The sequence below is a fragment of the Lachnoanaerobaculum gingivalis genome (assembly GCF_003862475.1).
Taxonomy (GTDB): Bacteria; Bacillota; Clostridia; order Lachnospirales; family Lachnospiraceae; genus Lachnoanaerobaculum; species Lachnoanaerobaculum gingivalis.
Genome location: NZ_RRCO01000001.1, coordinates 24,303 through 49,322, shown reverse-complemented (window position 1 = coordinate 49,322; position 25,020 = coordinate 24,303). Strand labels below are relative to the sequence as shown.

General features: G+C 36.9%; 22 protein-coding genes. 21 read left to right on the top strand and 1 reads right to left on the bottom strand.

What is annotated here, in order from left to right; all coding sequences use genetic code 11:
- Nucleotides 1–10: 10 nt before the first annotated feature.
- From EHV10_RS00225 to fsa, 9 genes are all read left to right on the top strand, one after another.
- Nucleotides 11–1,240: a DUF5716 family protein gene (locus tag EHV10_RS00225; protein ID WP_207667107.1), complete on the top strand. Its 1,230-nt coding sequence runs from the start codon at nt 11–13 to the stop codon at nt 1,238–1,240.
- Nucleotides 1,231–2,046, top strand: coding sequence for a tetratricopeptide repeat protein (locus EHV10_RS00220; protein ID WP_128672849.1), 816 nt, complete (start codon nt 1,231–1,233; stop codon nt 2,044–2,046). Before EHV10_RS00225 ends, EHV10_RS00220 begins: the two co-directional genes overlap by 10 nt.
- 11 nt (nt 2,047–2,057) lie before the next feature.
- Nucleotides 2,058–4,700: a valine--tRNA ligase gene (locus EHV10_RS00215; RefSeq protein WP_128672846.1), complete on the top strand. Its 2,643-nt coding sequence runs from the start codon at nt 2,058–2,060 to the stop codon at nt 4,698–4,700.
- Nucleotide 4,701: 1 nt separating this feature from the next.
- Nucleotides 4,702–5,904, top strand: a complete 1,203-nt coding sequence (locus EHV10_RS00210; protein ID WP_128672844.1) for a bifunctional folylpolyglutamate synthase/dihydrofolate synthase — start codon at nt 4,702–4,704, stop codon at nt 5,902–5,904.
- Nucleotides 5,901–6,041, top strand: coding sequence for a hypothetical protein (locus tag EHV10_RS14590; RefSeq protein ID WP_007592648.1), 141 nt, complete (start codon nt 5,901–5,903; stop codon nt 6,039–6,041). The genes EHV10_RS00210 and EHV10_RS14590 overlap by 4 nt, the downstream gene beginning before the upstream one ends.
- 1 nt (nt 6,042) lies before the next feature.
- Nucleotides 6,043–7,380 carry a tetratricopeptide repeat protein gene (locus tag EHV10_RS00205; protein ID WP_128672841.1) on the top strand — a complete coding sequence of 446 codons (1,338 nt, stop codon included), beginning with the start codon at nt 6,043–6,045 and terminating at the stop codon, nt 7,378–7,380.
- Nucleotides 7,380–7,925, top strand: a complete 546-nt coding sequence (locus EHV10_RS00200; protein WP_128672839.1) for an HdeD family acid-resistance protein — start codon at nt 7,380–7,382, stop codon at nt 7,923–7,925. Before EHV10_RS00205 ends, EHV10_RS00200 begins: the two co-directional genes overlap by 1 nt.
- 22 nt (nt 7,926–7,947) lie before the next feature.
- Nucleotides 7,948–8,997, top strand: coding sequence for a hypothetical protein (locus EHV10_RS00195; protein WP_128672837.1), 1,050 nt, complete (start codon nt 7,948–7,950; stop codon nt 8,995–8,997).
- Between the two features lie 79 nt (nt 8,998–9,076).
- Nucleotides 9,077–9,727: a fructose-6-phosphate aldolase gene (gene fsa, locus EHV10_RS00190; protein WP_128672835.1), complete on the top strand. Its 651-nt coding sequence runs from the start codon at nt 9,077–9,079 to the stop codon at nt 9,725–9,727.
- Between the two features lie 62 nt (nt 9,728–9,789).
- Here fsa and rpmB read toward each other — a convergent pair whose 3' ends face one another.
- Complete coding sequence (gene rpmB / locus EHV10_RS00185) at nt 9,790–9,975, bottom strand: 50S ribosomal protein L28 (protein WP_007592637.1); 186 nt, start codon at nt 9,973–9,975, stop codon at nt 9,790–9,792.
- Nucleotides 9,976–10,221: 246 nt separating this feature from the next.
- Between rpmB and tkt the strand changes: the two genes are divergently transcribed.
- The 12 genes from tkt (at nt 10,222) to EHV10_RS00125 (ending at nt 24,994) form a co-directional block, all read left to right on the top strand.
- The gene (tkt, locus tag EHV10_RS00180) at nt 10,222–12,213 is read left to right on the top strand and encodes a transketolase (RefSeq protein WP_128672833.1); all 1,992 of its coding nucleotides are present in this window, start codon (nt 10,222–10,224) and stop codon (nt 12,211–12,213) included.
- A gap of 65 nt (nt 12,214–12,278) precedes the next feature.
- Entirely contained in the window at nt 12,279–13,688 is a 1,410-nt protein-coding gene (locus EHV10_RS00175; protein WP_128672830.1) for an amidophosphoribosyltransferase, read from the top strand.
- 71 nt (nt 13,689–13,759) lie between these two features.
- Nucleotides 13,760–14,209, top strand: coding sequence for a MarR family winged helix-turn-helix transcriptional regulator (locus EHV10_RS00170; RefSeq protein ID WP_207667106.1), 450 nt, complete (start codon nt 13,760–13,762; stop codon nt 14,207–14,209).
- A gap of 98 nt (nt 14,210–14,307) precedes the next feature.
- Nucleotides 14,308–16,272 (top strand): methionine--tRNA ligase, encoded by a 1,965-nt coding sequence (gene metG / locus EHV10_RS00165; RefSeq protein WP_128672826.1) that lies wholly within the window; start codon nt 14,308–14,310, stop codon nt 16,270–16,272.
- A gap of 65 nt (nt 16,273–16,337) precedes the next feature.
- Entirely contained in the window at nt 16,338–17,012 is a 675-nt protein-coding gene (locus EHV10_RS00160; protein ID WP_243116025.1) for a TraX family protein, read from the top strand.
- 32 nt (nt 17,013–17,044) lie between these two features.
- Nucleotides 17,045–17,830: a TatD family hydrolase gene (locus EHV10_RS00155; protein WP_128672822.1), complete on the top strand. Its 786-nt coding sequence runs from the start codon at nt 17,045–17,047 to the stop codon at nt 17,828–17,830.
- A gap of 42 nt (nt 17,831–17,872) precedes the next feature.
- Nucleotides 17,873–18,751: a 16S rRNA (adenine(1518)-N(6)/adenine(1519)-N(6))-dimethyltransferase RsmA gene (gene rsmA, locus EHV10_RS00150; protein ID WP_128672820.1), complete on the top strand. Its 879-nt coding sequence runs from the start codon at nt 17,873–17,875 to the stop codon at nt 18,749–18,751.
- A 20-nt stretch (nt 18,752–18,771) separates the two neighbouring features.
- Nucleotides 18,772–20,385: a C40 family peptidase gene (locus EHV10_RS00145; RefSeq protein ID WP_128672818.1), complete on the top strand. Its 1,614-nt coding sequence runs from the start codon at nt 18,772–18,774 to the stop codon at nt 20,383–20,385.
- A gap of 114 nt (nt 20,386–20,499) precedes the next feature.
- The gene (udp, locus tag EHV10_RS00140; protein WP_128672815.1) at nt 20,500–21,273 is read left to right on the top strand and encodes a uridine phosphorylase; all 774 of its coding nucleotides are present in this window, start codon (nt 20,500–20,502) and stop codon (nt 21,271–21,273) included.
- 133 nt (nt 21,274–21,406) lie between these two features.
- Complete coding sequence (locus EHV10_RS00135; RefSeq protein ID WP_128672813.1) at nt 21,407–22,507, top strand: BMP family lipoprotein; 1,101 nt, start codon at nt 21,407–21,409, stop codon at nt 22,505–22,507.
- A gap of 100 nt (nt 22,508–22,607) precedes the next feature.
- The gene (locus EHV10_RS00130) at nt 22,608–24,152 is read left to right on the top strand and encodes a YjjI family glycine radical enzyme (protein WP_128672811.1); all 1,545 of its coding nucleotides are present in this window, start codon (nt 22,608–22,610) and stop codon (nt 24,150–24,152) included.
- Complete coding sequence (locus EHV10_RS00125) at nt 24,152–24,994, top strand: YjjW family glycine radical enzyme activase (protein WP_128672809.1); 843 nt, start codon at nt 24,152–24,154, stop codon at nt 24,992–24,994. The genes EHV10_RS00130 and EHV10_RS00125 overlap by 1 nt, the downstream gene beginning before the upstream one ends.
- Nucleotides 24,995–25,020 lie beyond the last annotated feature (26 nt).

The window sequence follows — 25,020 nt, the reverse complement described above, 5'->3', positions numbered from 1 at the left end:
GGGAGATACGATGAATCCGAAGGTACTTGGAATCGCTTTATCGGATATAAGTACAAATCTTATATTTTACCCTGATGATGAAGCATTAATTTTCCCCACCGTTATAAGCAAAAAAAAGGGTGAAGATGCCTGGGTAGTGGGTGAAGATGCTTATGCTTTGGCATTGGACGGAAAAGGTATAATTACCGATAAATTATTAAAATTGACAAGAAAAGACGGTATAGCAACCATTGATGGCACAAGATATGAAGGAAAAGAAATATTGAAAATTTACTTCAGAGAAATAATAAATGCCGGAATGGAAAAATTATATAAGGAAAAGCCTGAGGAAGTAGTTGTAGCTATGGCAGGTTTGGAAGAAGATATAGTCGGTGATATAAAGGAGGCCTTTGTAGGACTTGGTTATCAACCGAACCATATACATATAATCAGTAAAGAAGAAAGTTTTATCTATTTTGTTCTTTCATTAAAAAAAGATATATGGAACAATAAAGTGGGAATGTACGATCTTTCTGATGTAAGTCTTACATACTATGAAATGCTTGTAAACAGAAATTCAAGAAAACTGCTTGTTAATGCGGAGTCTGAAAATATGGATGAGGCTTTTAACTTGCAGATACTTAATAATCCGTCAGGAGCCAAGCTTGCGGATAAGATTTTGACTTCAGTTGCCGAGAAAGTAATGGATAAGAAAAAATTTTCATCTATTTTTCTTACAGGGCAGGTGTTTGCAGAACATGAGTGGGCAGACGGATTTATAAGTTATCTGTGTTCAAGAGGTAAGGTATATCTCGATACAAATATTTTTGCAAAAGGTGCGGCATTTAAAGGTGTTGACCTTGCGAGTGGGAACTCCATATATAATTTAACTGCACTTTGTGAAGGAAGACTGAGGTCGGATGTTTATATAAATGTAGAGAACAACGGCAAAGACGGAAAGATATACCTTGCAAAGGCGGGAGACTTTTGGGATGAGCCCGATACTGAACTTTTAATGATACCTGATGAGAAGGAAGTAATAGATATCAGTGTGGCAGGGGTTGACGGTAAGGTCAAGAAAAACATTCCAATTGTATTGGACTTTTTACCTAAAAGGCCTATAAAGACCAGAAGATTTTATTTCAGAACAAAATTTTTGGACGATAAAATCATGAATGTCGAAATAGAGGATGCAGGCTTTGGAGATATGTATCCACCTACTGATGTAAAGAGAAATATCGAGGTAAATATATGGGATTAATACTATGTGAAGCCTTAAAAGTAAAAAAGCCTTTCAATATAGAAGTATTATCGCTGAACATACACAGTTATGAAGAGTTGTGCTATATAATATTTGAGAATCCCATTTTAGTCACCGAGGGAATTGTAAGTGATACTTTGGTTGAATTTATAAGGGATGACTTGAATTTAGAAGTCTTAGCCGATAATGTGAAAAGAAAAATGTCTAACGGAACGGCTGATGAAGATATTTTGGTATATATCATTGATTCATGCAGTCTGTACAATAATGCGGAGAAAATAATTTTCAGAAATGCCATGGGAAAGATAAAGAAAATGGCGGTACATGAGGTTGCCAAGCAAAGAGCGGACTATATGTTTTATATAGGAAAGTATGATTTGGCAAAAAAGTACTATCTGGAAATCCTTGATATGGATACAAAGGCTGAGAACGGTTTTATAGGAAGTGTGTATCATAATTTGGGTGTTATTTATGCAAATCTTTTTTTGTATGAAGAAGCTTTGGATGCGCTGAAAAAATCATATGAACTTACAAATGATGATGTGATTTTGATGGAAATATATTTCCTTAAGAGAATATTTATATCATCATATGAAGAAAATGATGAGGAAATGTCACAACTGTTAAAAGCCGATTTGGCAGGCGAAGCCAAGAAAGCTTTTGATATAGCATTAGAAGGCGTTGGTGAAAGTGAAAGAATGAAGAATATAAATTCAATATTCGAGACGGAAGATACGGCAAGGAAGAAAAAAGTTTTAGGTGATTATATCGCTGATTTAAAAGCGGATTACAGAAATATGAAATAAGGCAGGTAGATATGAAAGAATTGGAAAAAACATACAGCCCTGAAAAAATAGAGGGAAGAATATATAAAAAATGGTTGGAAGAAAAGTACTTCCATGCAAAGGTAAATAAGGATAAAAAGCCGTTTACAATTATAATGCCGCCGCCAAACATCACAGGTCAGCTGCATATGGGTCATGCACTTGATAATACTATGCAGGATATTCTGATCAGATATAAGAGAATGGCCGGATATGAGGCGCTTTGGCAGCCGGGAACGGACCATGCGGCTATTGCTACGGAGGTAAAGGTTATTGAAAAACTTAAAGCCGAGGGCAAGGATAAGCACGAGCTTGGAAGAGAAAGATTTTTAAAGGAAGCTTGGGCATGGAGAAATGATTACGGTACAAGAATAATCAATCAGCTTCAAAGACTTGGTTCATCTGCAGACTGGGACAGAGAAAGATTTACTATGGATGAACAGGGACAAAAGGCTGTAAAGGAAGTTTTTCTCAGATTGTATGAAAAAGGCTATATCTACAAAGGTAACAGGATTATAAACTGGTGTCCTGTTTGTAAAACATCTATTTCAGATGCCGAGGTTGAACATATTGAGATGGACGGCAATTTCTGGCATATAAAGTATCCTGTTGTAGGAGAAGAAGGAAAATTTGTCGAGATTGCTACAACAAGACCTGAGACACTTCTTGGAGATACTGCGGTTGCGGTAAATCCTTTGGACGAAAGATATAAAGATATTATAGGTAAGAAGCTTGTTTTGCCGCTTGTAGGAAGAGAAATACCTGTAGTAGCGGATGAATATGTTGACAAAGAGTTCGGAACAGGATGTGTAAAGATAACACCTGCACATGATCCTAATGACTTTGAGGTAGGAAAAAGACATAATCTGCCGGAAATCAATATAATGCACGATGATGCAATTATTGATATGCCGGGAAGCAAGTATGACGGACTTGACAGATATGAGGCAAGAAAACTTATAGTAAAGGATCTTGACGAGGCCGGTCTCTTGGTAAAGGTGGTTCCTCACAGCCACAATGTAGGTAGACATGACAGATGTAAGACAGTTGTAGAGCCGCTTATAAAGCCGCAATGGTTTGTAGCTATGAACGAGATGGCAAAGCCTGCAATAAAGGCGATTGAGACGGGAGAACTTAAGTTTGTACCTGAAAGCTATGCAAAGACATATTTACATTGGCTTGAAAATATAAGAGACTGGTGTATTTCAAGGCAGCTTTGGTGGGGACATCAGATACCTGCATATACATGTAAAAAATGCGGTGAGATAACTGTTGCCGGAGAGAAACCTGAAAGTTGTCCGAAATGCGGATGCCATGAGCTTGTACAGGATGAGGATACTTTGGATACATGGTTTTCATCAGCACTTTGGCCTTTCTCAACACTCGGTTGGCCTGAGGATACTGAGGAAATGAAGTATTTCTATCCTACGGATGTTCTTGTAACAGGTTATGATATTATATTCTTCTGGGTTGTAAGAATGGTGTTCTCAGGCTATGAGCAGACAGGAAAATCACCTTTCCACACTGTTCTTATACATGGACTTGTAAGAGATTCCGAGGGTAGAAAGATGAGTAAATCTCTCGGAAACGGTATCGATCCGCTTGAAGTAATAGACAAGTATGGTGCAGATGCACTTAGAATGATGCTTATTACAGGAAATGCGCCGGGAAATGACATGAGATTCTACTATGAGAGAGTTGAAAGTGCCAGAAACTTTGCAAATAAGATCTGGAATGCCGCAAGACTTATCATGATGAATATAGGTGAGGACAAGCCGGGTAAAATAGACAATTCAAAGCTTATGCTTTCAGATAAGTGGATACTTTCAAAGGCAAACAAACTTATAAAGGAAGTTACAACAAATCTGGATAAGTTTGAGCTTGGTATAGCACTTTCAAAGATATGCGACTTCGCATGGGAAGAGTTCTGTGACTGGTATATCGAGATGGTAAAGGTAAGACTTTGGAATAAGGAAGATGAAACACGAGAAACTGCACTTGCCGTACTTATATATGTTCTTAACAACATACTAAAGCTTTTACATCCTTTTATGCCTTTTATCACAGAGGAAATCTATTGTACCGTAAATGAAGATGTCAAGAGTATAATGATTGAGCCTTGGCCTGTAGAAAATCCTGAATACAATTTTGAGGATGATGAAAATAAGGCCGAGCTTATAAAAGAAGCTGTAAGAGCGATAAGAAATGTAAGAGCATCTATGAATGTACCGCCTTCACATAAGGCAAAGGGAATTGTCGTAAGTGAAAGTGAAAAGATAAGAGATACATTTGAAAGTGCCGGAGATTTCTTTAAGCAGCTTGCCGGACTTGATAAGCTTATAATAGATTCGGATGACAGTACTGTTAAAAAAGACTCCGTAAGAGTTGCAATACCGAATGCATCCATATGTTTACCTTTAAAAGAGCTTGTAGATATTGAAAAAGAAGTTGAAAGACTTAAAAAAGAAGAAAAGAAGCTTATAGGCGAGGTGGCCAGATCGACAGGTATGCTTTCAAATGAGAAGTTTGTAAGTAAGGCTCCTCAGGCAAAAATAGAGGAAGAAAAGAAAAAGCTTGAAAACTATGAGCAGATGCTTTCACAGGTAAGAGAACAGCTTGCAAGATTAGCCGACTGATATGAATGAAAAAGAATATATAGAGAGTATTCCCATGTGGGCCAAGAAAAAGAATTCACTTTCGGAAGTAAAAAAGAATATGGAAATTCTTGGGATAAAGCTGCCGAAAGTAATACATGTGGCAGGTACCAATGGGAAAGGCTCCGTATGTGCATATCTCAGTAATATTCTTATGGAAAATCATATGAGGGTGGGAACATTTATCTCACCTCATTTGATTGAAGTAAATGAGAGAATAATGCTTGATATGATACCTATAAGTGATCCGGAACTTGAGAGTATATCTAAATATGTAAGGGAAAAACTTGGTAAATCCGATACGGCACCTACATATTTTGAATATATCTTCTATATCGCAACTGTCTTTTTTTCAAAATCAAATCCGGATTATGTAATACTTGAAACCGGAATGGGTGGGCGACTTGATGTAACAAATGTTTTTGAAGATACTCTAAGTATTATTACAAGCATAGGAATGGATCATATGCAGTTTCTCGGCAACAGTATAAAGGAAATTGCTTATGAAAAGGCCGGTATTATTAAGCATAATTCCACTGTAATCTTTGATGACACAAATGAAGAGGTAAATGAGATAATAAGAGAATTTGCCAAAGCTAAAGCTACAAAAACCATACCGCTTTCCGATTTTGATTATGAAAGCCTGGAATTTACATATGTAAAGTACAAAAAGAAAGCGGCTGCGCTTGCTATACTGGGAGCAGGGCAGCTGCTTAATACTATATATAATATAGATGAAGCTATAACAAAAATTGTATGGCATGGCAGAATGGAAGAGATAGAAAAGGACATTATTATTGACGGTGCACATAATGAACCGGCAATCATAGAGTTTACGGATAATGCAATAAAGCTTGCAAAAGCAAATAATAAGAAAATCAAGCTTTTGCTCTCAGTAGTAAAAGATAAAGATGTAGAAAAGATTTTTGATATTATTACTTCTAAACTTGAAGTAAAAAAGTACTATCTGACAGCCATGAATTCTTACAGAAGCAATTCTACGGATGAGCTTTATAATAGCTTAAATATACTTTTAGAAAAAAATAAAAGACAGTCAAAGATAAGTTGCTATAATAGCAGTACAGAGGCCTTTAACGAAGCAAAAAAGGAAAAGGCTGATGATGAAATTTTGTTTTGTGTCGGATCATTATATTTAATGGGAGAGATATTAGAGGTAAACAGATGATAGATTTTGAGGAAGAATTAAGAAAATTTAAGCCTTCACCGGATATTTCCGCAGTGGAGGATATTATAGCAAAAAGTGATATTTCAGATATGAATGATATTTTGATGGAATTGTTGAAAGAGCAAGTAAAGGGCTGATATGAAGAAAAACAGACGTCTGGAACAGATATCAAACGGTTATTATAATTTGGGTTTGTCTCTTGCAAAGGAAAGAAATTTATCTTCTGCATTGAATGCGTTAAGCATATCTTTGGGATTGAATAAGAAAAATATCGATGCCAGAAATTTATACGGACTTATACAGTTTGAGATGGGCGAAGAGACTAAGGCTTTGATTTCATGGGTTATAAGTATAAATATTAATCCTATAAACAATCCGGCACAGAATTATTTGCAAAAATTGAGAAATAAATCCGCTTACCTGGAAAAATCACAGGATGCCATTTCAAAATATAATAAGGCAATTTCTCAAATAAAGACTGTGAATTATGATATGGCAAGGATAACATTAAAACAGGCTGTAGATATAAGGCCGCATTTTGTAAAGGCAATGCTCGCACTTGCACTTCTTGATATCAGAGAAGGAAAATCCAGTGAGGCAAAAAAGCTTTTGGATAATGTGCTTGCAATTGACAGATTCAATACAAAGGCTATCACTTATCTTGAAGAGATGAAACCTTTGACTGAAAAAAATGCAAGAAAAGAAAAACTAAGTGTTATAGGCAGTCCTGTAAAGAAGGAAAAACCTGTAGAAAATACAAATAACGGTATGCCTGTAACCGAGATATATAAGAATTATTCGGGAATGTTTACAGCTATCAATGTAGGAATAGGATTGATAGTCGGTGCTTGTGCAATGGTATTTTTATATATGCCTACTATGAAGGTGGCATTAAATAATGCACATAATAAAGAAATTGTAGAGATATCACAACAACTTAATGATGTGAATTTATCCATAGAAACTTTGAAGAGTGAAAATGAAGGATTGAACGAACAGGTAAATAAACTTACAGAAGTTAATAACACATCAACAGAGAATATGAACTATAAACTTTTGCAGTATGTTTATTTCTTAGGCCTTATAAAAGAGTACAATACAAAAAATTATACGAGGGCTGCAGAGATATTCTCAAATTTGGATGTAGGCCAGCTTACCGATGTTGACAACGGCTTGGGGATATCCGTAACAGGTATATTTGCCGAAATGGCACCTAAGATGAGAGAAGAGGGTCCTAAACTTTTACTTAAAGTGGCGGACGGACTTAACAGATCGGGTGATTTTGCCGGAGCCATAGGCTATTATGATGCCGCTCTGAGAATATCACCGGATTATGTGGAAGCCAAGTATAAGAAAGCTTTGGCATACAAGGCTATGGGTGATGTTGATACTGCAAACAATCTGTTTACAGAAATTATTACAAATTATCCTGATGACAGGTTTGCAAATGAATCAAAGAAAGAAAGAGGTTATTGATGAATAATATTTCAAGTGCAAAATATTTTTCGCTTTTTTCAGGAATAATATTCTTGATAGTTGGAATATATGTGATTGTAAATCCTTTATTTATTGCAGGTACAATAAATATTATATTATGTGTGCTGTTGTTAATAGAGGGAATTTCTCAAATCAGCGCCTATATGTCTGAGAAAAGAGAAGGCAGAAGTATTTGGAGACTGATTGAAGGTATTTTATCTGTTGCGGCAGGAATATACTTTGCTGTGAAAGATTCTTTGGGATTGCCGATTGCCTTTATAGTGGCAGCAGGTATTTGGTTACTTCTTGTCGGAATAAGCAGAGTATTTATGGGAATGAGAGTGGTGAAATTTGAAAAGAATATAGGTCAAAGACTTATATTTATTGCAATAATTGATATATTACTTGGCATTATACTTGTAATAAATCCTGTGTTTGTGGCAGGTTATATCTCAGTCCTTTTTGGAATTTCATTGATAGTGCAGGCCGTGGTTGCAATTTTCAGATTCTTCAGATTAAACAGAATGGAGAGAAAGTTGAAATAAATAATGCAATAAGGAGAACAGTATGAATATTAAAAATAAATTATCGATATGTGTAGCATTGGGTTGTATCGCTTTTGCTTTAGTAGGATGTGGCAGGACCGCTGTAAATGCACAGGGAAATCAGATGACACAGAAAGTGAAAGTATCAGTAGAAAAGAACTATTTTCTTTATGAAGATTTACCTGAACTGTCCATTGATAAAAATGCTGACAGTGAAAACATTAAGAGTATAATTAATAAGTTGCCGATATTGGCAGATTATCTTGAAATAAAGGATGCAAAAATCGAAAACTCAGACATAGGTGTCGGACTTGTTTTAGAGTATGATGAAATATATGATAAGGCAAAACAACTGAAATTATCTGAGAATCCTTTGTATCATTCTCCTTATTTTAATACATTTAAATTTAATAACAGCATGTTATTGATGCTTGAAAATGAATACATTTCATATATAAAAACAGTAGTTAATATTCCAAAAGAGTATGTAGAAGGAACAGAGGAAAAAATAGTCGATGTAATAAGCAGAGAAAGCTTATTACAAAAAAATATAAACTTTGAGTACATGAAAGAAAATCGAAGTTATTATAATGAATTAGTGGAATTTAATAATGCAATATATGCAGATAGACTATTTTATAATCGTATCAGACTTGGTTCTGATGAAGAAACCTTGATACAGAGGAATGGAGATCCTGATAAAAGAGAAGAGAAAGATGATTTGGAATCTATTTATACTTATGGAGATGAAAACAGTTACACCTTATTTAAACTGACACCTAAAAATAACGGATCGGGTGAACAGGAAGTATCAGCGATTGTCGTTCATCCAAGTAAAGAAGATATTAACGGCGGTGAGTTACTATATAATTTGGGTTTATTACCGAATGAAAATGAATATTTAAAGAAAGTTCAGGTGACAGATTATTTGGGTGATCCTGTTTTTGAGATTGCTGATGCTGATTATTATAGAATAAGCTCAGATATATCGGATTATTTATATTTTATTTACTCAGAAGATGGTGAAGTTATTGAATATGGGATCTGCAAATGGATTATTCCTGTAAACTAGTATAATATTATATATATAATACTTTGAAATAATACACAAAAGTGGTAAAATAGAATAAAAATATATGTGAGGTGTATGTATGAAATTTTTTATTGATACCGCAAATGTGGATGAGATCAGAGAAGTTGCTGCCTGGGGCGTGTTAGCAGGCGTTACAACAAATCCTTCATTAGTTGCAAAGTCAGGAAGAAAATTTGAGGATGTTATCAAGGAAATCACAGACATTGTAGACGGTGCTATAAGCGGTGAAGTAAAGGCTACCACTACAAAGGCTGAGGATATGATAGCCGAGGGCAGAGAGATTGCAAAGATCCATAAAAATATGGTGGTAAAGATTCCTATGACTGCTGAAGGGCTGAAGGCAATAGCTGTACTCAGTAAAGATGGAATAGCTACTAACTGTACTTTAATCTTCACACCGCTTCAGGCACTGTTGGCTGCAAGAGCAGGTGCAAGTTATGTTTCTCCATTCCTTGGAAGACTTGATGATGTGGGAACAAGAGGTGTTTCTTTAATAGAGGATATTGTGGAGATATTTGAAATTCACGGTATAGAGACTGAAATCATAGCCGCATCGGTTCGTAACAATATGCATGTACTTGAGTGTGCCAAGGCGGGAGCGGATATTGCAACAGTACCTTATTCCGTATTTAAGTCGATGTTAAATCATCCTCTGACAGAGGCAGGCATTGAAAAATTCATAGCAGATTATGAGAAGTCTGTTAAATAGCAATAAAAAAGAGCCTTTATGGGCTCTTTTTTATTGTTTGAATACGTATTCTCAAGTATTAATTATGCACGCTCTACAAAACCTGAACGAAGGCATGAAGTACATACATACATCTTCTTAGATCCACCCTCTGTTTTGACCTTAACTGACTTAACGTTAGCCTTCCATATTTTGTTGGATCTTCTATGAGAATGGCTTACTGCATTACCAAAATGAGCAGCTTTTTCGCATATTGAACATTTTGCCACGGTTACACCTCCTTTGACTTTAATTATAAAGATTTATAATTATTTTGGATTGGACTTCATCACAATAGGGAAAAACCCGTGCAAAATCCATAACGGATATATTTTACCAAATAAAAATACTATTTGCAAGACATTTTATAATTTATTATATTGTGGTAAAATGAAAAAGATTGTAGTTCAGAGCGAAGTTTTAGATTATCTTTGTGAACTGAAAAATCGTATTGTTATGTAAAAAGGAGCATAGAAATGAATAATATTGACATCAAGTCCGTAAATACTGTCAGAGTTCTTAGTGCAGACGGTATAGAGAAAGCAAAATCAGGCCATCCGGGATTGCCGCTGGGAGCTGCCCCGATTGCATATGAACTTTTTGCAAATCATATGAAGCATAACCCTAAGAACCCTGATTGGGCAAACAGAGACAGATTTATTCTGTCTGCAGGTCATGGTTCAATGCTTTTATATTCATTATTTCACCTCTTCGGATATGGCGATTTGAGCATTGATGATTTGAAGAGTTTCAGACAACTGGATTCAAAGACTCCGGGACATCCTGAGTATGGTCATACAGTAGGTGTAGAAGCTACTACAGGGCCGCTTGGTGCAGGTATGGGTATGGCAGTAGGTATGGCCATGGCTGAAGCACATATGGCAAGTGTATTCAATAAAGAAGGTTTTGATATAGTGGATCACTATACATTTGTATTAGGTGGTGACGGCTGTATGATGGAAGGAATATCATCAGAGGCATTTTCACTTGCCGGAACACTCGGACTGTCAAAGCTTATAGTATTCTATGACTCAAACGGAATTTCTATTGAGGGAAGCACAGATACAGCATTTACAGAAAATGTAGTAGACAGAATGAAGGCTTTCGGATTCCAGACAATAGAGGTAGAGGACGGAAACGACCTTGCCGCTATCGGAAAGGCTATAGAAGAGGCTAAGGCCGACAAGAACAGACCTTCATTTATTAAGATAAATACGGTAATCGGATATGGTGCCGGAAAGAAGCAGGGAACTGCAGGAGCACATGGTGAGCCTCTTGGAAGCGAAGCGCTTGCAGCACTTAAATCAGGTTTCGGATTTAATCCGGAAGAGAGCTTTAAAGTTGATGCCGATGTATACGAGAACTTTAATAAGATAAATGAAAAAAATGCCAAGATTGAAGAAGAGTGGAATAAACTCTTTAAGGAGTATGCAAGTAAATATCCTGAAGATGCAAAGAAATGGGATAACTACCATTCTGAAATCAATGCTTCTTTAATAGATAATGATGAGTTCTGGGCATGGGATGATGCACCTGCGGCTACAAGAAATATTTCGGGAAGTATTATCAACAGATTAAAGGATATATTCCCTAATCTTATAGGCGGTTCTGCAGACCTTTCACCTTCAAACAAGACCGTAATGAACGGTGAAGGATATATCTCAAAGGATGATTTTTCAGGAAGAAATATACATTTCGGTGTAAGAGAGTTTGCAATGACAGCCATTACAAACGGTATTTTATTACATGGCGGACTTAGAGCGTATTGTGCCACATTCTTTGTATTCAGTGATTATACAAAGCCGATGGCAAGACTTTCTGCGCTTATGAATATTCCTACAATATTTGTATTTACACATGATTCTATAGGTGTCGGCGAGGACGGACCTACACATGAACCTATAGAGCAGCTTGCAATGCTAAGATCATTACCTAATTTCAACACATTCAGACCTGCCGATGCAAGAGAGACTATTGCGGCATGGTATGCGGCTATGGTTTCAAAGTCCACACCTACAGCTATTGTTCTTACAAGACAGAATCTTCCACAGCTTGACGGAAGCGGAAAGAAAGCTCTTAAGGGAGCTTATGTTATAAAGGAGGCTTCAAAGTCCACGCCTGATATGATTTTAATAGCATCAGGATCTGAGGTTTCTCTTGCTGTTGAAGCCGCTGCAGAACTTGAGAAGGATAATATATCTACAAGAGTTGTAAGTATGCCATGTATGGATGTGTTTGAAACACAGAGCAAGGAATATAAAGAAGAAGTACTCCCGAAAGCTGTAAGAAACAGAGTGGCAATAGAGGCTTTATCAAGCTTCGGCTGGGATAGATATACAGGACTTGACGGAAGAGTAATATCAATGAATTCTTTCGGTGCATCTGCGCCTCAGGATTTGCTTTTCAAAAAGTTCGGATTTACAAAGGAAAATGTTGTAGCTACGGCTAAAGAGGTATTTAATCAATAAATAATATTAAAACAGATATAGAATTTCTATATCTGTTTTTGTGCTTATTTAGGGAAGGAAAAAACATGGGCGGTATTTTTGGTGTAGTAGGAAAAAATGATTGTGTTATGGACTTGTTTTTCGGGGTTGACTATCATTCACATCTTGGTACAAGACGTGCAGGAATGGCTGTATTTAACGGAGAGTATTTCAACAGAGTAATCCACAATATTCAAAACTCGCCGTTTCGAACAAAGTTTGAAAAAGATGTGGAAGAACTGCAAGGGGACATGGGAATAGGCTGCATATCGGATGAGGATCCGCAGCCGCTTTTAATACAATCACATTTGGGAAGTTATGCTATAACCACAGTCGGGAAGATAAGCAATCATGATGAGATAATAAAAAAACTCTATAAAGACGGCAGAGTACATTTTCAGGAGCAGAGCGGCGGACGTGTGAATGATAATGAGCTTGTGGCCACATTGATATCTTCAATGCCTTCTTTTAAAGAGGGACTTGAGTATGTTCAGGAAACCATAAAAGGTTCTATGACTGTTGTAATTATGACAAAGGAGGGAATATATGCCGCAAGAGATAAATTCGGAAGAACACCTCTGGTTATAGGTCACAAGAAAGATACATTCTGTATTACATTTGAAAATCATGCATATTTAAACTTGGGGTACAGCTTTTATAAGGAGCTTGGCCCCGGAGAGATAGTATTTATCACATCAGATAAGGTAAAAGAAATATCACCTGCAAAATCCGAGATGAAAATCTGTTCGTTCTTATGGGTATACTACGGTTATCCGACAGCTTCATATGAAGGTGTAAATGTAGAAACTATGAGATACAAATGCGGTGAACTTTTGGCAAAAAGAGATAATATAGATGCGGATATTGTAGCAGGAGTTCCTGACTCGGGTACTGCGCATGCCATAGGTTATGCGAATAAATCGGGCATACCTTTTGCCAGACCTTTTATAAAGTATACACCCACATGGCCCAGGTCTTTTATGCCTACAAATCAAAGTCAGAGAAATCTTATCGCCAAGATGAAACTTATACCGGTACAGGAGTTAATAGAAAATAATGATATTCTTCTGATAGACGATTCCATAGTAAGAGGCACACAGTTAAGAGAAACTACAGAGTTTTTGTATAATTCGGGTGCAAAGAAGGTACATGTCAGACCGGCATGTCCTCCGCTCTTATTCGGATGTAAATATCTTAACTTTTCAAGATCGAAATCCGACTATGATTTGATTACAAGAAGAATAATAAGGGAAAGGGAGGGGGACAATGTAAGTAAAGAACTCCTTTTTGACTATGCCGATCCGAACAGTAAAAACTATGAAGAAATGGTTGAAGAAATAAGGAGGATTCAAAACTTTTCAAGCCTTAGATTTCACAGACTTGATGATTTAACAGAATCAATAGGTATAAGTCCCTGTAAACTGTGTACATATTGCTGGAACGGTAAGGAAGCTTGATATTCCGTAATAAATCTAGTATAATATTGGTTTGATAAATCAGGTGTTGTGTTTTATGCAATACGAAAAGGATGAGCATTTTGAGGGGTTCAAAGGAATTTAAAATAATCCTTGTTAAGTTATTTAATGATATACTTGATTATGAGGAAAGCGTTTTACGTGCTTCCGAGTTTAAGGATTTGACCAATAATGATATACATGTAATACGAGCTATAGGAATAAATGAAAAAAAGAATATGTCAATGATTGCAAAGGAGTTGGCGGTTACCATAGGAACTTTGACGATTTCAATAAACAGCCTTGTCAGAAAGGGCTATGTCATAAAGGAGAGATCCGAAAAGGATAAGAGAGTGGTTTTTGTGAACCTCTCATCAAAAGGTAAAGCGGCTTTCTCAAGAAATGAAGAGCTGTATGATCAGATGGTCAATTCAATGCTTGAAGACTTGGAAGACAATGAAATGGACATATTAATGAGATCATTATTAAAAGTAAACAGATGTATTAAACAAAATAAAGCTTAAAAAGTATATCGGTAATAAATACGGATATCAATATTGATGGAGAATTTTATTCTTCATATTTTAGATATAATAGAAATTGTAAGAAGGCGGAATGACAAATGAGTAAGAAACCATATTATATAACAACGGCTATTGCCTATGCTTCAGGAAAGCCACATATCGGAAACACATATGAGATAATATTGGCTGATGCAATAGCAAGATTCAGAAGAGAAGAAGGACTTGAGGTTTTCTTTCAGACAGGTACAGATGAGCACGGTCAAAAAATAGAAAACAAGGCAAAGGATGCCGGTATTACTCCGAAGGAGTATGTAGACAATGCTGCAGGACAGATCAGAAAAATCTGGGATATGATGAATACATCATATGACAAGTTTATCAGAACTACTGATGAAGACCATAAAAAGCAGGTTCAAAAGATTTTTAAAAAATTCTATGATCAGGGTGATATATATAAGGGATTTTACGAGGGTATGTATTGTACAGCATGTGAGTCATTCTTTACAGATTCTCAGCTTGTTGACGGAAAATGTCCGGACTGCGGCGGTGAGGTATATCCTGCAAAAGAGGAAGCATACTTCTTTAAGATGAGTAAGTATGCGGACAGACTGATTAAACATATCAATGAGCATCCTGAGTTTATACAGCCTGTTTCAAGAAAAAATGAGATGATGAATAACTTCCTTTTACCGGGACTTCAGGATCTTTGTGTCAGCAGAACAAGCTTTACATGGGGAATTCCGGTAGATTTTGATCCTAAGCATGTTACTTATGTATGGCTTGATGCACTTTCAAACTATATCACAGGTATCGGATATGATGTAGACGGAAACAGCAGTGAGAGATTTAAAAAGTTTTGGCCTGCAGATCTTCATCTTATAGGTAAGGATATTATAAGATTCCATACTATATACTGGCCTATATTCTTAATGGCGCTTGATTTGCCGCTTCCAAAGCAGGTTTTCGGTCATCCGTGGCTTTTACAGGGTGAAGGAAAGATGAGTAAGTCAAAGGGAAATGTTCTTTATGCGGATACTTTGGTTGATTTCTTCGGAGTGGATGCTGTGAGATACTTTGTATTGCATGAGATGCCTTTTGATAATGACGGTGTTATAAGCTGGGATCTTATGGTGGAAAGATTCAACTCCGACCTTGCAAATGTACTTGGAAATCTTGTAAGCAGAACTATATCAATGACTAACAAGTATTTTGACGGAGTTTTGACCAAAACAGATGATGAAAGTGTTGCAGGTTCTACAGAAATAGATACAGATTTAAAAGATGTAGTGCTTATGTCGGTTGAAAAGGTTGAAAAGAAGATGTCTGAACTTCGTGTTGCGGATGCCATAACAGAGATATGGACATTGTTTAAGAGATGTAACAAATATATTGATGAGACCACACCTTGGATACTTGCAAAGGAAGAGGATAAGAAGGCCAGACTTCAGACTGTTTTATACAATTTGGCGGAGTCAATATCTATAGGTGCTTCTTTGCTTTACAGCTTTATGCCTGAGACATCTGAAAAGATACTTGATATGTTCGGAACAAATAAGAGAAGTCTTGAAGATATGAATAAATTCGGACTTCTTATGAGTGGAACGAAGGTTGTAAAAGAGCCTGAAATATTATTTAAGAGACTTGAACTTGAAGAAGTGTTAAAGCAGGTTGAGTCTTTAAATCTCGGCGGAAAAACTGAAAAGCAGGAGCCGGAGGGTATTGATGTAAAGGCAAAGGATACTATAGAGTATGATGACTTTGCCAAGCTTCAGATACAGGTAGGACAGGTTATAAAATGTGAGGAAGTTCCAAAGTCAAAGAAACTTCTTTGCTCACAGGTACAGATAGGAAGCACAACAAGACAGATTTTAAGTGGCATTAAGCAGTGGTATTCTGCAAAAGATATGGTTGGAAAGCAGGTGCTTGTAGTAACAAATCTTGCACCGAGAAATATTGCAGGACTTGAGAGTCAGGGCATGATACTTATGGCTGAGGATGATGCCGGAAATGCGGTTTTGGTATTACCTGAGAAGAATATAAAGACAGGTTCTGAAATAGCATAAATATTATTGTGTGGGGAATGCTTTTCTTTGCGTTCCCCGATTTTTAAAAGCGCATAAAGGTGAATGTGTTGGGAAAAATAAAAATAAAGTTTTTTTCTTCAGCAATACTGAAGTATATAGCAATGGTTACTATGCTTATAGATCATATCGGAGCAAGCGGATTGATCTTTTTAATGTTTAATATAGCGGTTTCCATGAGGATGTACTATATTTCAAGGATGATAGGACGTGTATCCTTTCCGATATATCTTTTTTTACTTGTTGAAGGATTTGTTCACACAAAGAACATAAAAAAATATATAATCAGACTTACATTATTTGCAATACTTTCAGAAGTACCTTTTGATATGGCATTTTGGGGCGGTTTTTTCAATATGCAGCATCAAAATGTAATGTGGTCATTGCTTATATGTGTTATCATGCTTTGCGGAATAAAAAAGTATCCGGATTTTAGCGTGATTTTTGTAGGTATGGGATGTTTTGCCGCTTGGTTTATAAAGTCCGACTATGAGTATATCGGACCTTTGGCTGTGGGATGTATGTATTTATTCAGAGAAAGAGCGGTATATAAAAATGTTGCTACGGCAATTATTTTTTCATTTGAACCGCCGGCATTATTCAGTCTTATACCGATGAATATGTACAATGGTGAGAAGGGTAAGAGTCTGAAATACTTGTTCTACTTCTTTTACCCTGTACATCTGCTGGCTTTAGTTTTAATTAAGAAAATTTTGCGATAAAAAATATTACATAAATTTTAAGAAAATATTACATGGACAAAAAAGAAGATTTATATATAATAGATACACATGCTCATTATGATGATGAAGCATTTGAAGAAGACAGGGACGAACTTTTAAAAAGCTTTGAAGACAAGGGTATAAAGAGAGTTGTAAATATCGGTGCTTCAATGGAAAGTTCAAGAAACAGTATCACATTGGCAAAGGAATATCCTTTTGTTTATGCTGTAGTAGGAATTCACCCGTCTTGTGCAGAAGAAATCTCAGATAAAAATATTTCTTTACTTGAAGAAATGTCTTTTGATGAGAAGGTAGTGGCTATCGGAGAAATAGGACTTGACTATTACTATGATGAGCCGGATAGAGAGATACAAAAAAAGTGCTTCAGAGCACAGCTTGACTTGGCAAAGAGGTGTGATTTGCCTGTAGTTATACATTCAAGAGATGCGGCAAAAGATACTTTTGATATCTTAAGTGAATATAAAGGTGTAAAGGGAGTTATACATTGCTATTCTTATAGCAAAGAAATGGCAAGAGAATTTATTAAACTCGGATATGTACTGGGTATCGGCGGTGTGATTACATTTAAGAATGCAAAAAAACTTGAAGAAACTGCAGAAGCGATTTCTTTTGATGATTTTGTACTTGAAACGGATTGCCCGTATTTATCCCCTGTACCGAACAGAGGAAAAAGAAATTCTTCATTGAATTTGACTTACATTATAGATAAATTAAGTGAGATAAAGGGAGTGTCAAAAGATTTTATTATAGAGAAGTCTTTTGAGAATGCAAAAAAATTGTATCCTAAGATGAAATAATGAGTTTTCATTATACTCACACAGAGTGAGACGGAGATTAAAATGACAAATATTGCTAATCCGGCAAATACTATAGAAATAATCAAAAAATACGATTTCAACTTTCAAAAGAAATTCGGACAAAATTTTTTGATAGATACACATGTTTTAGATAAGATATGTCAGGCATCGGGGCTCGGTAAAAATGATTTGGCTATTGAAATAGGTCCCGGAATAGGTGCATTGACACAATACCTTGCAAATGCCGCAAAGGCGGTTGTTGCTGTTGAGATTGATAAAAATTTATTGCCGATATTAAATGAGACATTGGCAAATTATGAAAATATAAGTATAATAAATGCTGATTTTCTAAAAGTTGATTTGGAAAAGCTTATTGAGGAGTGCAGGCAAAAATACGGCGACTTTGAGAATATAAGAATTGTTGCAAATTTGCCGTACTATATCACCACTCCTATAATCATGAATGTACTAGAGTCACATACTCATATAGACAGTATTACAGTTATGATACAAAAGGAAGTTGCCGACAGAATGCAGGCATTGCCGGGAAGCAAGGATTACGGTGCATTGTCTTTGGCTGTGCAGTATTACTCGGATCCGTATATCGTAGCATTTGTTCCGCCTAATTGCTTCATACCAAGGCCTAAGGTCGGATCAAGTGTTATACGTCTGGATATTTACAAGGAGAAACCTATCAAGGCGGTTGATGATAAATTGATGTTTCAAATTATTCGTGCGGGGTTTAATCAAAGAAGAAAAACTTTGGTAAACTCACTCGGTAATTTTGAAGGTCTTAATTTTTCAAAAGAGAAGATAATTCACGCTTTGTCATTGCTTGGAAAGTCTGAAAAGATAAGAGGTGAAGCCCTTACTTTAGAGGAGTTTGCAAAATTGGCAGGATATTTAAAAGAGAGCATATAAATTTTGACAAGGAAGAGAAGATGAGCAAGAAAAAAAAGAATGAATTTTTACGAAGTGTAAAAGATAGAGTAGAAACTATACAGGACATGGATAAAAGTAAAAAGATAATGGCCGGAGGAGTCATAGGTGTAGTTGCTTTGGCGGCAATTATAGGTGTGAATATGTCCGGAAAGAGTGCAAGAAGTGTTGCTATCGAAACGACCGCTTCTGTTGAGAGTTCAACTACAGCGGCCCCGATTGCGGCGGCACAGGTAATGCCTATGGAGAAGGCCGGAAATGAATTTCCTTCACTTGGGATTGAAGTGGAAACGGAGGAGCCGAGACCTGAACTTTTGGAAGAGGGTGTACAGCACTCATATATTGCAAAAGTACAGGAAAGACTTATGCAGCTTGGCTTTATGGACAATGATGAGCCTACAAATTACTTCGGTGAGGTTACAAAGGCGGCCGTAATGATTTTCCAAAGACAAAACGGTCTTGCACAGGACGGTATTATCGGACCGTCAACATTACCTCTTTTGATGGACGAAAATGCAAAGCATTATGCGGCTAAGCTCGGTGATGTCGGTGAGGACGTTAAAAGAATACAGAATCGTCTGTATGAACTTGGATATCTGGCTTCTGCAGATATGATTACAGGTACATATGATGAGAAAACGCAGGAAGCCGCATTAAAGCTTCAGCAGGTAAACTCTTTAAGTGAAGACGGTAAGGTCGGAAGTGAGACTATGAACCTTTTATATTCGGATGAAATAAAGGCAAATACACTTTCACTTGGAGAGCATAGTGAAGTGGTACAAAATATTCAAAACAGACTGTTTGAGCTGGGTTATCTTACTACAAGACCTGACGGTACATATGGTAATGATACAGAGCTTGCCGTAAGAGTATTCCAGTCAAAGAATGACCTTGTAGTGGACGGGTACCTCGGACCTTCTACAAGAGCTGTTATACTTTCAAGTGAAGCAAAGGCAAACGGTCTCAGACTCGGTGATGAAAACGAGCAGGTTGCAAGACTTCAAAGTCTTTTGGCTAAGGCCGGATATTTAAATGAATCAAATGCAACAGGATATTTCGGAGAACTTACAGAATCGGCATTAAAGAGATTCCAAAGCAATAACGGACTTTCTGCAGACGGTAGAGCCGGAGCACAGACTTTTGCCAAGTTGAGTTCGGGAAATACAAACGGACCTTCAAGAAATGATTCTTCAAACGGTGGAAAGTCCGACAAGAAATCAGGCGGAGGAAGTTCAGGCGGCGGAGGTTCATACTCAGGCAGCGTAGGAAATATGATAAGTATTGCTTCATCAAAAATCGGAAGTCCGTATGTATGGGGAGCAAAGGGATCAAACTCATTTGACTGTTCGGGATTTGTATACTGGGTTCTTAAGCAGATGGGAGTAGGTCAGTCGTATATTACATCTTCGGGATGGAGAAATCCGGGAAGATATACAAGAATAAGTTCATTCTCAGATATACAGGCAGGAGATATCGTAGTAGTTTCAGGACATGTAGGTATAGCTGCCGGCGGCGGTGAGATAATAGATGCTTCATCTTCAAGAGGTAGAGTAAAGAGAAGCAGTATGTCAAGCTGGTGGAGAAATAACTTTATAGTTGCTTGGAGAATATTCTAATATTTAAAGTCTATATCTGTTTCGGATATAGGCTTTTTTGTTGATTAATTTAGATTGTAAAAAAACCGCTCTAAATATATAATGTTTTTATAAAACATTGAAAGGAACAAGTAGATGATTGATTATACCGAAGGCGCAGGCGTTCAATATCATATTGGCGTCGGCAAGGGTGATGTGGGAAAGTATGTAATACTTCCGGGAGATCCGAAAAGATGTGAAAAGATTGCAGCATATTTTGATGATGCAAAACTTGTGGCGGACAGCAGAGAGTTTGTAACATATACAGGCTATTTGGACGGTGTAAAGGTTTCAGTAACTTCAACAGGTATAGGAGGACCTTCATCGGCTATAGCGCTTGAAGAGCTTGTAAGATGCGGTGCCGATACTTTTATAAGAGTGGGAACATGTGGCGGAATGAAGCTTGATGTATGTGGCGGTGATTTGGTAATTGCAAACGGAGCTATAAGAATGGAAGGTACCAGTAAAGAGTATGCCCCTATAGAATTTCCTGCAGTGGCTGATTTTGATATAATTACCGCATTAAAGGAAGCTTCCGATAAATTGAAATTCAAATCACATATCGGAGTTGTTCAGTGTAAGGACGCATTCTACGGTCAGCATGAACCTGAAAACAAGCCTGTAAGCTATGAACTTGTAAATAAATGGGAGGCTTGGCTAAGGCTTGGCACATTGGCTTCAGAGATGGAGTCTGCAGCATTGTTTACAGTGGCATCATATCTTGGTGTAAAGGTCGGATCGATATTTTTGGCAATTGCAAATCAGGAGAGAGCAAAGGCAGGCCTTAGCAATGAGCAGGTACATGATACAAGTAAAGCTATTGAGACGGCTGTTGAAGCTATCAGAATACTGATAAAAAAGAGCAGTTAAAATAAACAGATTAAAAGATTAAATCTATTTAATATTACATTTAAATATAACAACTTGATTACAAATAATTTATGATATATACTTAAAATGTTATTCAAATATAATATTTATATTCGTTTTTAAGGAGGAAAAAATGAAAAAAAGATTATTGGCTATCGGTATGGCGGCTCTTATGGGACTTTCACTTGTTGCTTGTTCTTCAGGTTCAACTGAAAGCACAAAGGCTGAGAGCACTGAGAAGGCACAGGAGAGCAAGGAAGGTGACAAGAGTAGTGCAGCTGAAGAGAAGAAGGCATCTACAGATTTAAAAATCGGTATGGTAACAGATGTCGGCGGTGTAAATGACGGATCATTTAACCAGTCTGCATGGGAAGGCCTTCAGAGAGCACAAAAGGAGCTTGGAATACAGGCAAAGTATCTTGAGTCAAAGACAGATGCCGATTATATTCCAAATATCGAAACATTGGTTGATGATGACTACGATCTTATCATCTGTATCGGATACCAGTTGGCAGATGCTCTAAGAACAGAGGCTGAAGCAAATCCTGATAAGAAATTTGCAATTGTAGATGACGCTTCAATTGAGCTTGACAATGTTGCATGCCTTATGTTTGAACAGGCACAGGCATCATATCTCGTAGGATATATTGCAGGAAAGACAACAAAGACAAATACTGCAGGTTTTGTTATCGGTATGGCTACAGATGTTATGAACGAGTTCGGATATGGATACCTCGCAGGTGTTAAGGATGCCAATCCCGATGCAAATATCTTACAGAACAATGTAAACAGCTTTGCTGATACAGGTGCAGGTAAGACAGCGGCCAACAATATGGTAGCAAACAATGCAGACGTTATTTTCCATGCGGCAGGCGGTACAGGACTTGGTGTTATCGATGCATGTAAGGAAGCAGGAATCTGGGCTATCGGTGTTGACTCGGATCAGTCAAAGGTTGCTCCAAAGACAATCCTTACATCAGCTATGAAGAGAGTTGATAATGCAGTATATGATGAGGCAAAGGCTGTTCTTGACGGTGAATATAAGGCCGGAGTTAAGACTTATACATTGGAAGATGGTGGTGTTGATATAGCACCTACAACAGATAACCTTTCAGAGGAACTTCTTAAGGAAGTTGAAGATGTTAAGGCTAAGATTGTAGCAGGAGAAATCAAGGTTCCAAACAACAAGGCTGATTTTGAAGCTAAGTATGGTGATATCTACGAATTGGATTAATTAATCGGTTTTTTAAAGGGCAGCAATCAGCTGCCCCCTTAAACATATCTACGAATTTCGTAGGTATATTTAAGGGGATACCCTTATAGAATGGAGTAATATGAGAGATATCAGTTTAGATAAGGTAAATGAAATAAGAGAGAGAATGCTTGAGACTGTAAAGACTGCAAGCCTCACACATGAGCAGAAAGTGGCGACTATGGCAAACCATGCGGATTCACTTCTTGAAGTTTTGGATAAGCCGGAGGGACTTGACGAGTTACTTGATGCGGATATAGAAAGTCAATGTATATGTGATCTGTTTGAAGGACATGCTCCTATGAGACCGAGATACATAATACCTGATTACGCAAAGTTTATGAAGGAAGGAAGTAAGTTCCTTCAGCTTGATCCGCCAAAGGATCTTTATGAGGCACTGAATTCATTATTGATTTTCTATCGTCATGTACCGAGTGTAACAAATTTTCCGGTATATGTGGGACAACTTGATGAATTGCTTGAGCCTTTTGTACATGATGTAGACAGAGATCTGGCAAAAAAGATGATAAAGCTTTTCTTTATCAATATGGACAGAACTATCTTGGATTCATTTTCACATGCAAATATAGGTCCTAAGGACACTTTGGCGGGAAGATTGATACTTGAAGTTGAGGCCGAGCTTGAGCAGGCGGTTCCAAATATCACACTTAAGTATGATCCTGATGTTACAAGTGATGAGTTTGCACTTATGGGAATAAATACCGCACTTCACAGTGCAAAGCCTTCATTTGCAAACCATAAGATGTTTACAAGTGAGTTTGGTGAAAGATATGTTATTGCAAGTTGCTATAACGGCCTGCCTCTTGGCGGAGGTGCATATACTCTTTCAAGATTGATTATAAAGAATATTGCAAAAAGAGCCAAGAATATAGAGGATTTCAAGACAAATACATTGCCTTATGTAATGGATATTATGGCAAGATATATGGATGAAAGAATTAAGTTCGAAGTTGAAGAGAGCGGATTCTTTGAAAACAATTTCCTTGCAAAAGAAGGATTTATAAAAAGAGACAGATTCTCGGCAATGTTCGGTATGGTAGGTCTTGCAGAGGCTGTAAACATTCTTCTTGAGAAAGAAGGTATTGAAGGAAGATACGGACACAGTGAAGTTGCAGATAAGCTGGCTGTGGAAATAATGGATATCATAGATGAGTTTAATAAAAATCATTTTAATAAATACTGTGAAGTATCCGATTGTCATTTCCTCCTACATGCACAGGTGGGAATTGCTACAGATGTCAATGTATCACCGGGAACAAGAATTCCGATAGGTGAGGAGCCTGAAGATCTTATAGAGCATTTGAAGCATTGTAAGAAATTCCACAAGTATTTCCCTTCAGGTACAGGAGATATTTTCCCTATCGACCTTACAGTACATAAAAATCATGAATATGTACTTGATATTATAAAGGGTGCGATGAAAGAAGATATCAGATATCTTTCATTCTATTCATCAGATTCGGATGTAATAAGAATTACAGGATATCTTGTAAAAAAATCAGAAATAAATAAGCTTGAAAAGGGTCAAAGTGTACTTCAGGATACTACAGCTCTCGGAATGGGAGCAAAACACAATTGTAAGATATTGGAGAGGAAAGTACGTTAGTGTACAGTGCCGATATCAATAAGATAATACCGTTTAGCAGCGTGGACGGACCGGGAAACAGGACTGCGATATTTTTGCAAGGTTGTAATTTTAATTGCAAATATTGTCACAATCCGGAAACCAGAAACCATTGCATTAATTGCATGGACTGTGTAGAACCGTGCCCAAGCGCTGCTTTAAAAAATGAAAACGGTAAGGTTGTATTTTATCCTGAAAAATGTATAGGCTGTGATACCTGTATAAATATTTGTAAACATGGTGCTACACCAAGAATAGTTAGACTTACTTCAGAGCAGACATTTGAAAAGATATGTGAGAATGTTCCTTTTATAAGAGGAATAACGTTTTCAGGCGGTGAATGTATGCTTTATCCGGATTTTATGAGGGAGGTATTTACCATATGCAAAGAAAAAAGTCTCGGAACACTGATAGACAGCAACGGAAGTGTGGATTTTGAAAAGCATACAAAGCTTTTGGAAGTTACAGACGGAGTAATGCTTGATATAAAGGCATATGACAAAAACGAGCATATAAATGTAACCGATGTAAAAAATGATATCGTGTTAAAAAATGCGTTGTTTTTGGCATCGGTAGGTAAACTCTTTGAAGTAAGAACTGTAATAGTACCTGAATTATTTGACTTTAGAAAGACTGTATTTGATACATCTGCGGCTTTGGCTCCTTTCCTGGTAAAGTCAAATATAAGATATAAGCTTATTTCATATAGAGAAAACGGTGTAAGAAAAGAATACAGAAATTATAGAATGCCGACTGAAGAAGAGATGAATGAGGCTAAAGAAATAGCACAAAAAAACGGCTTTAAGGATATTGTGCTTATATAGCATAAGCGGTATCCGAAGCTTTTATA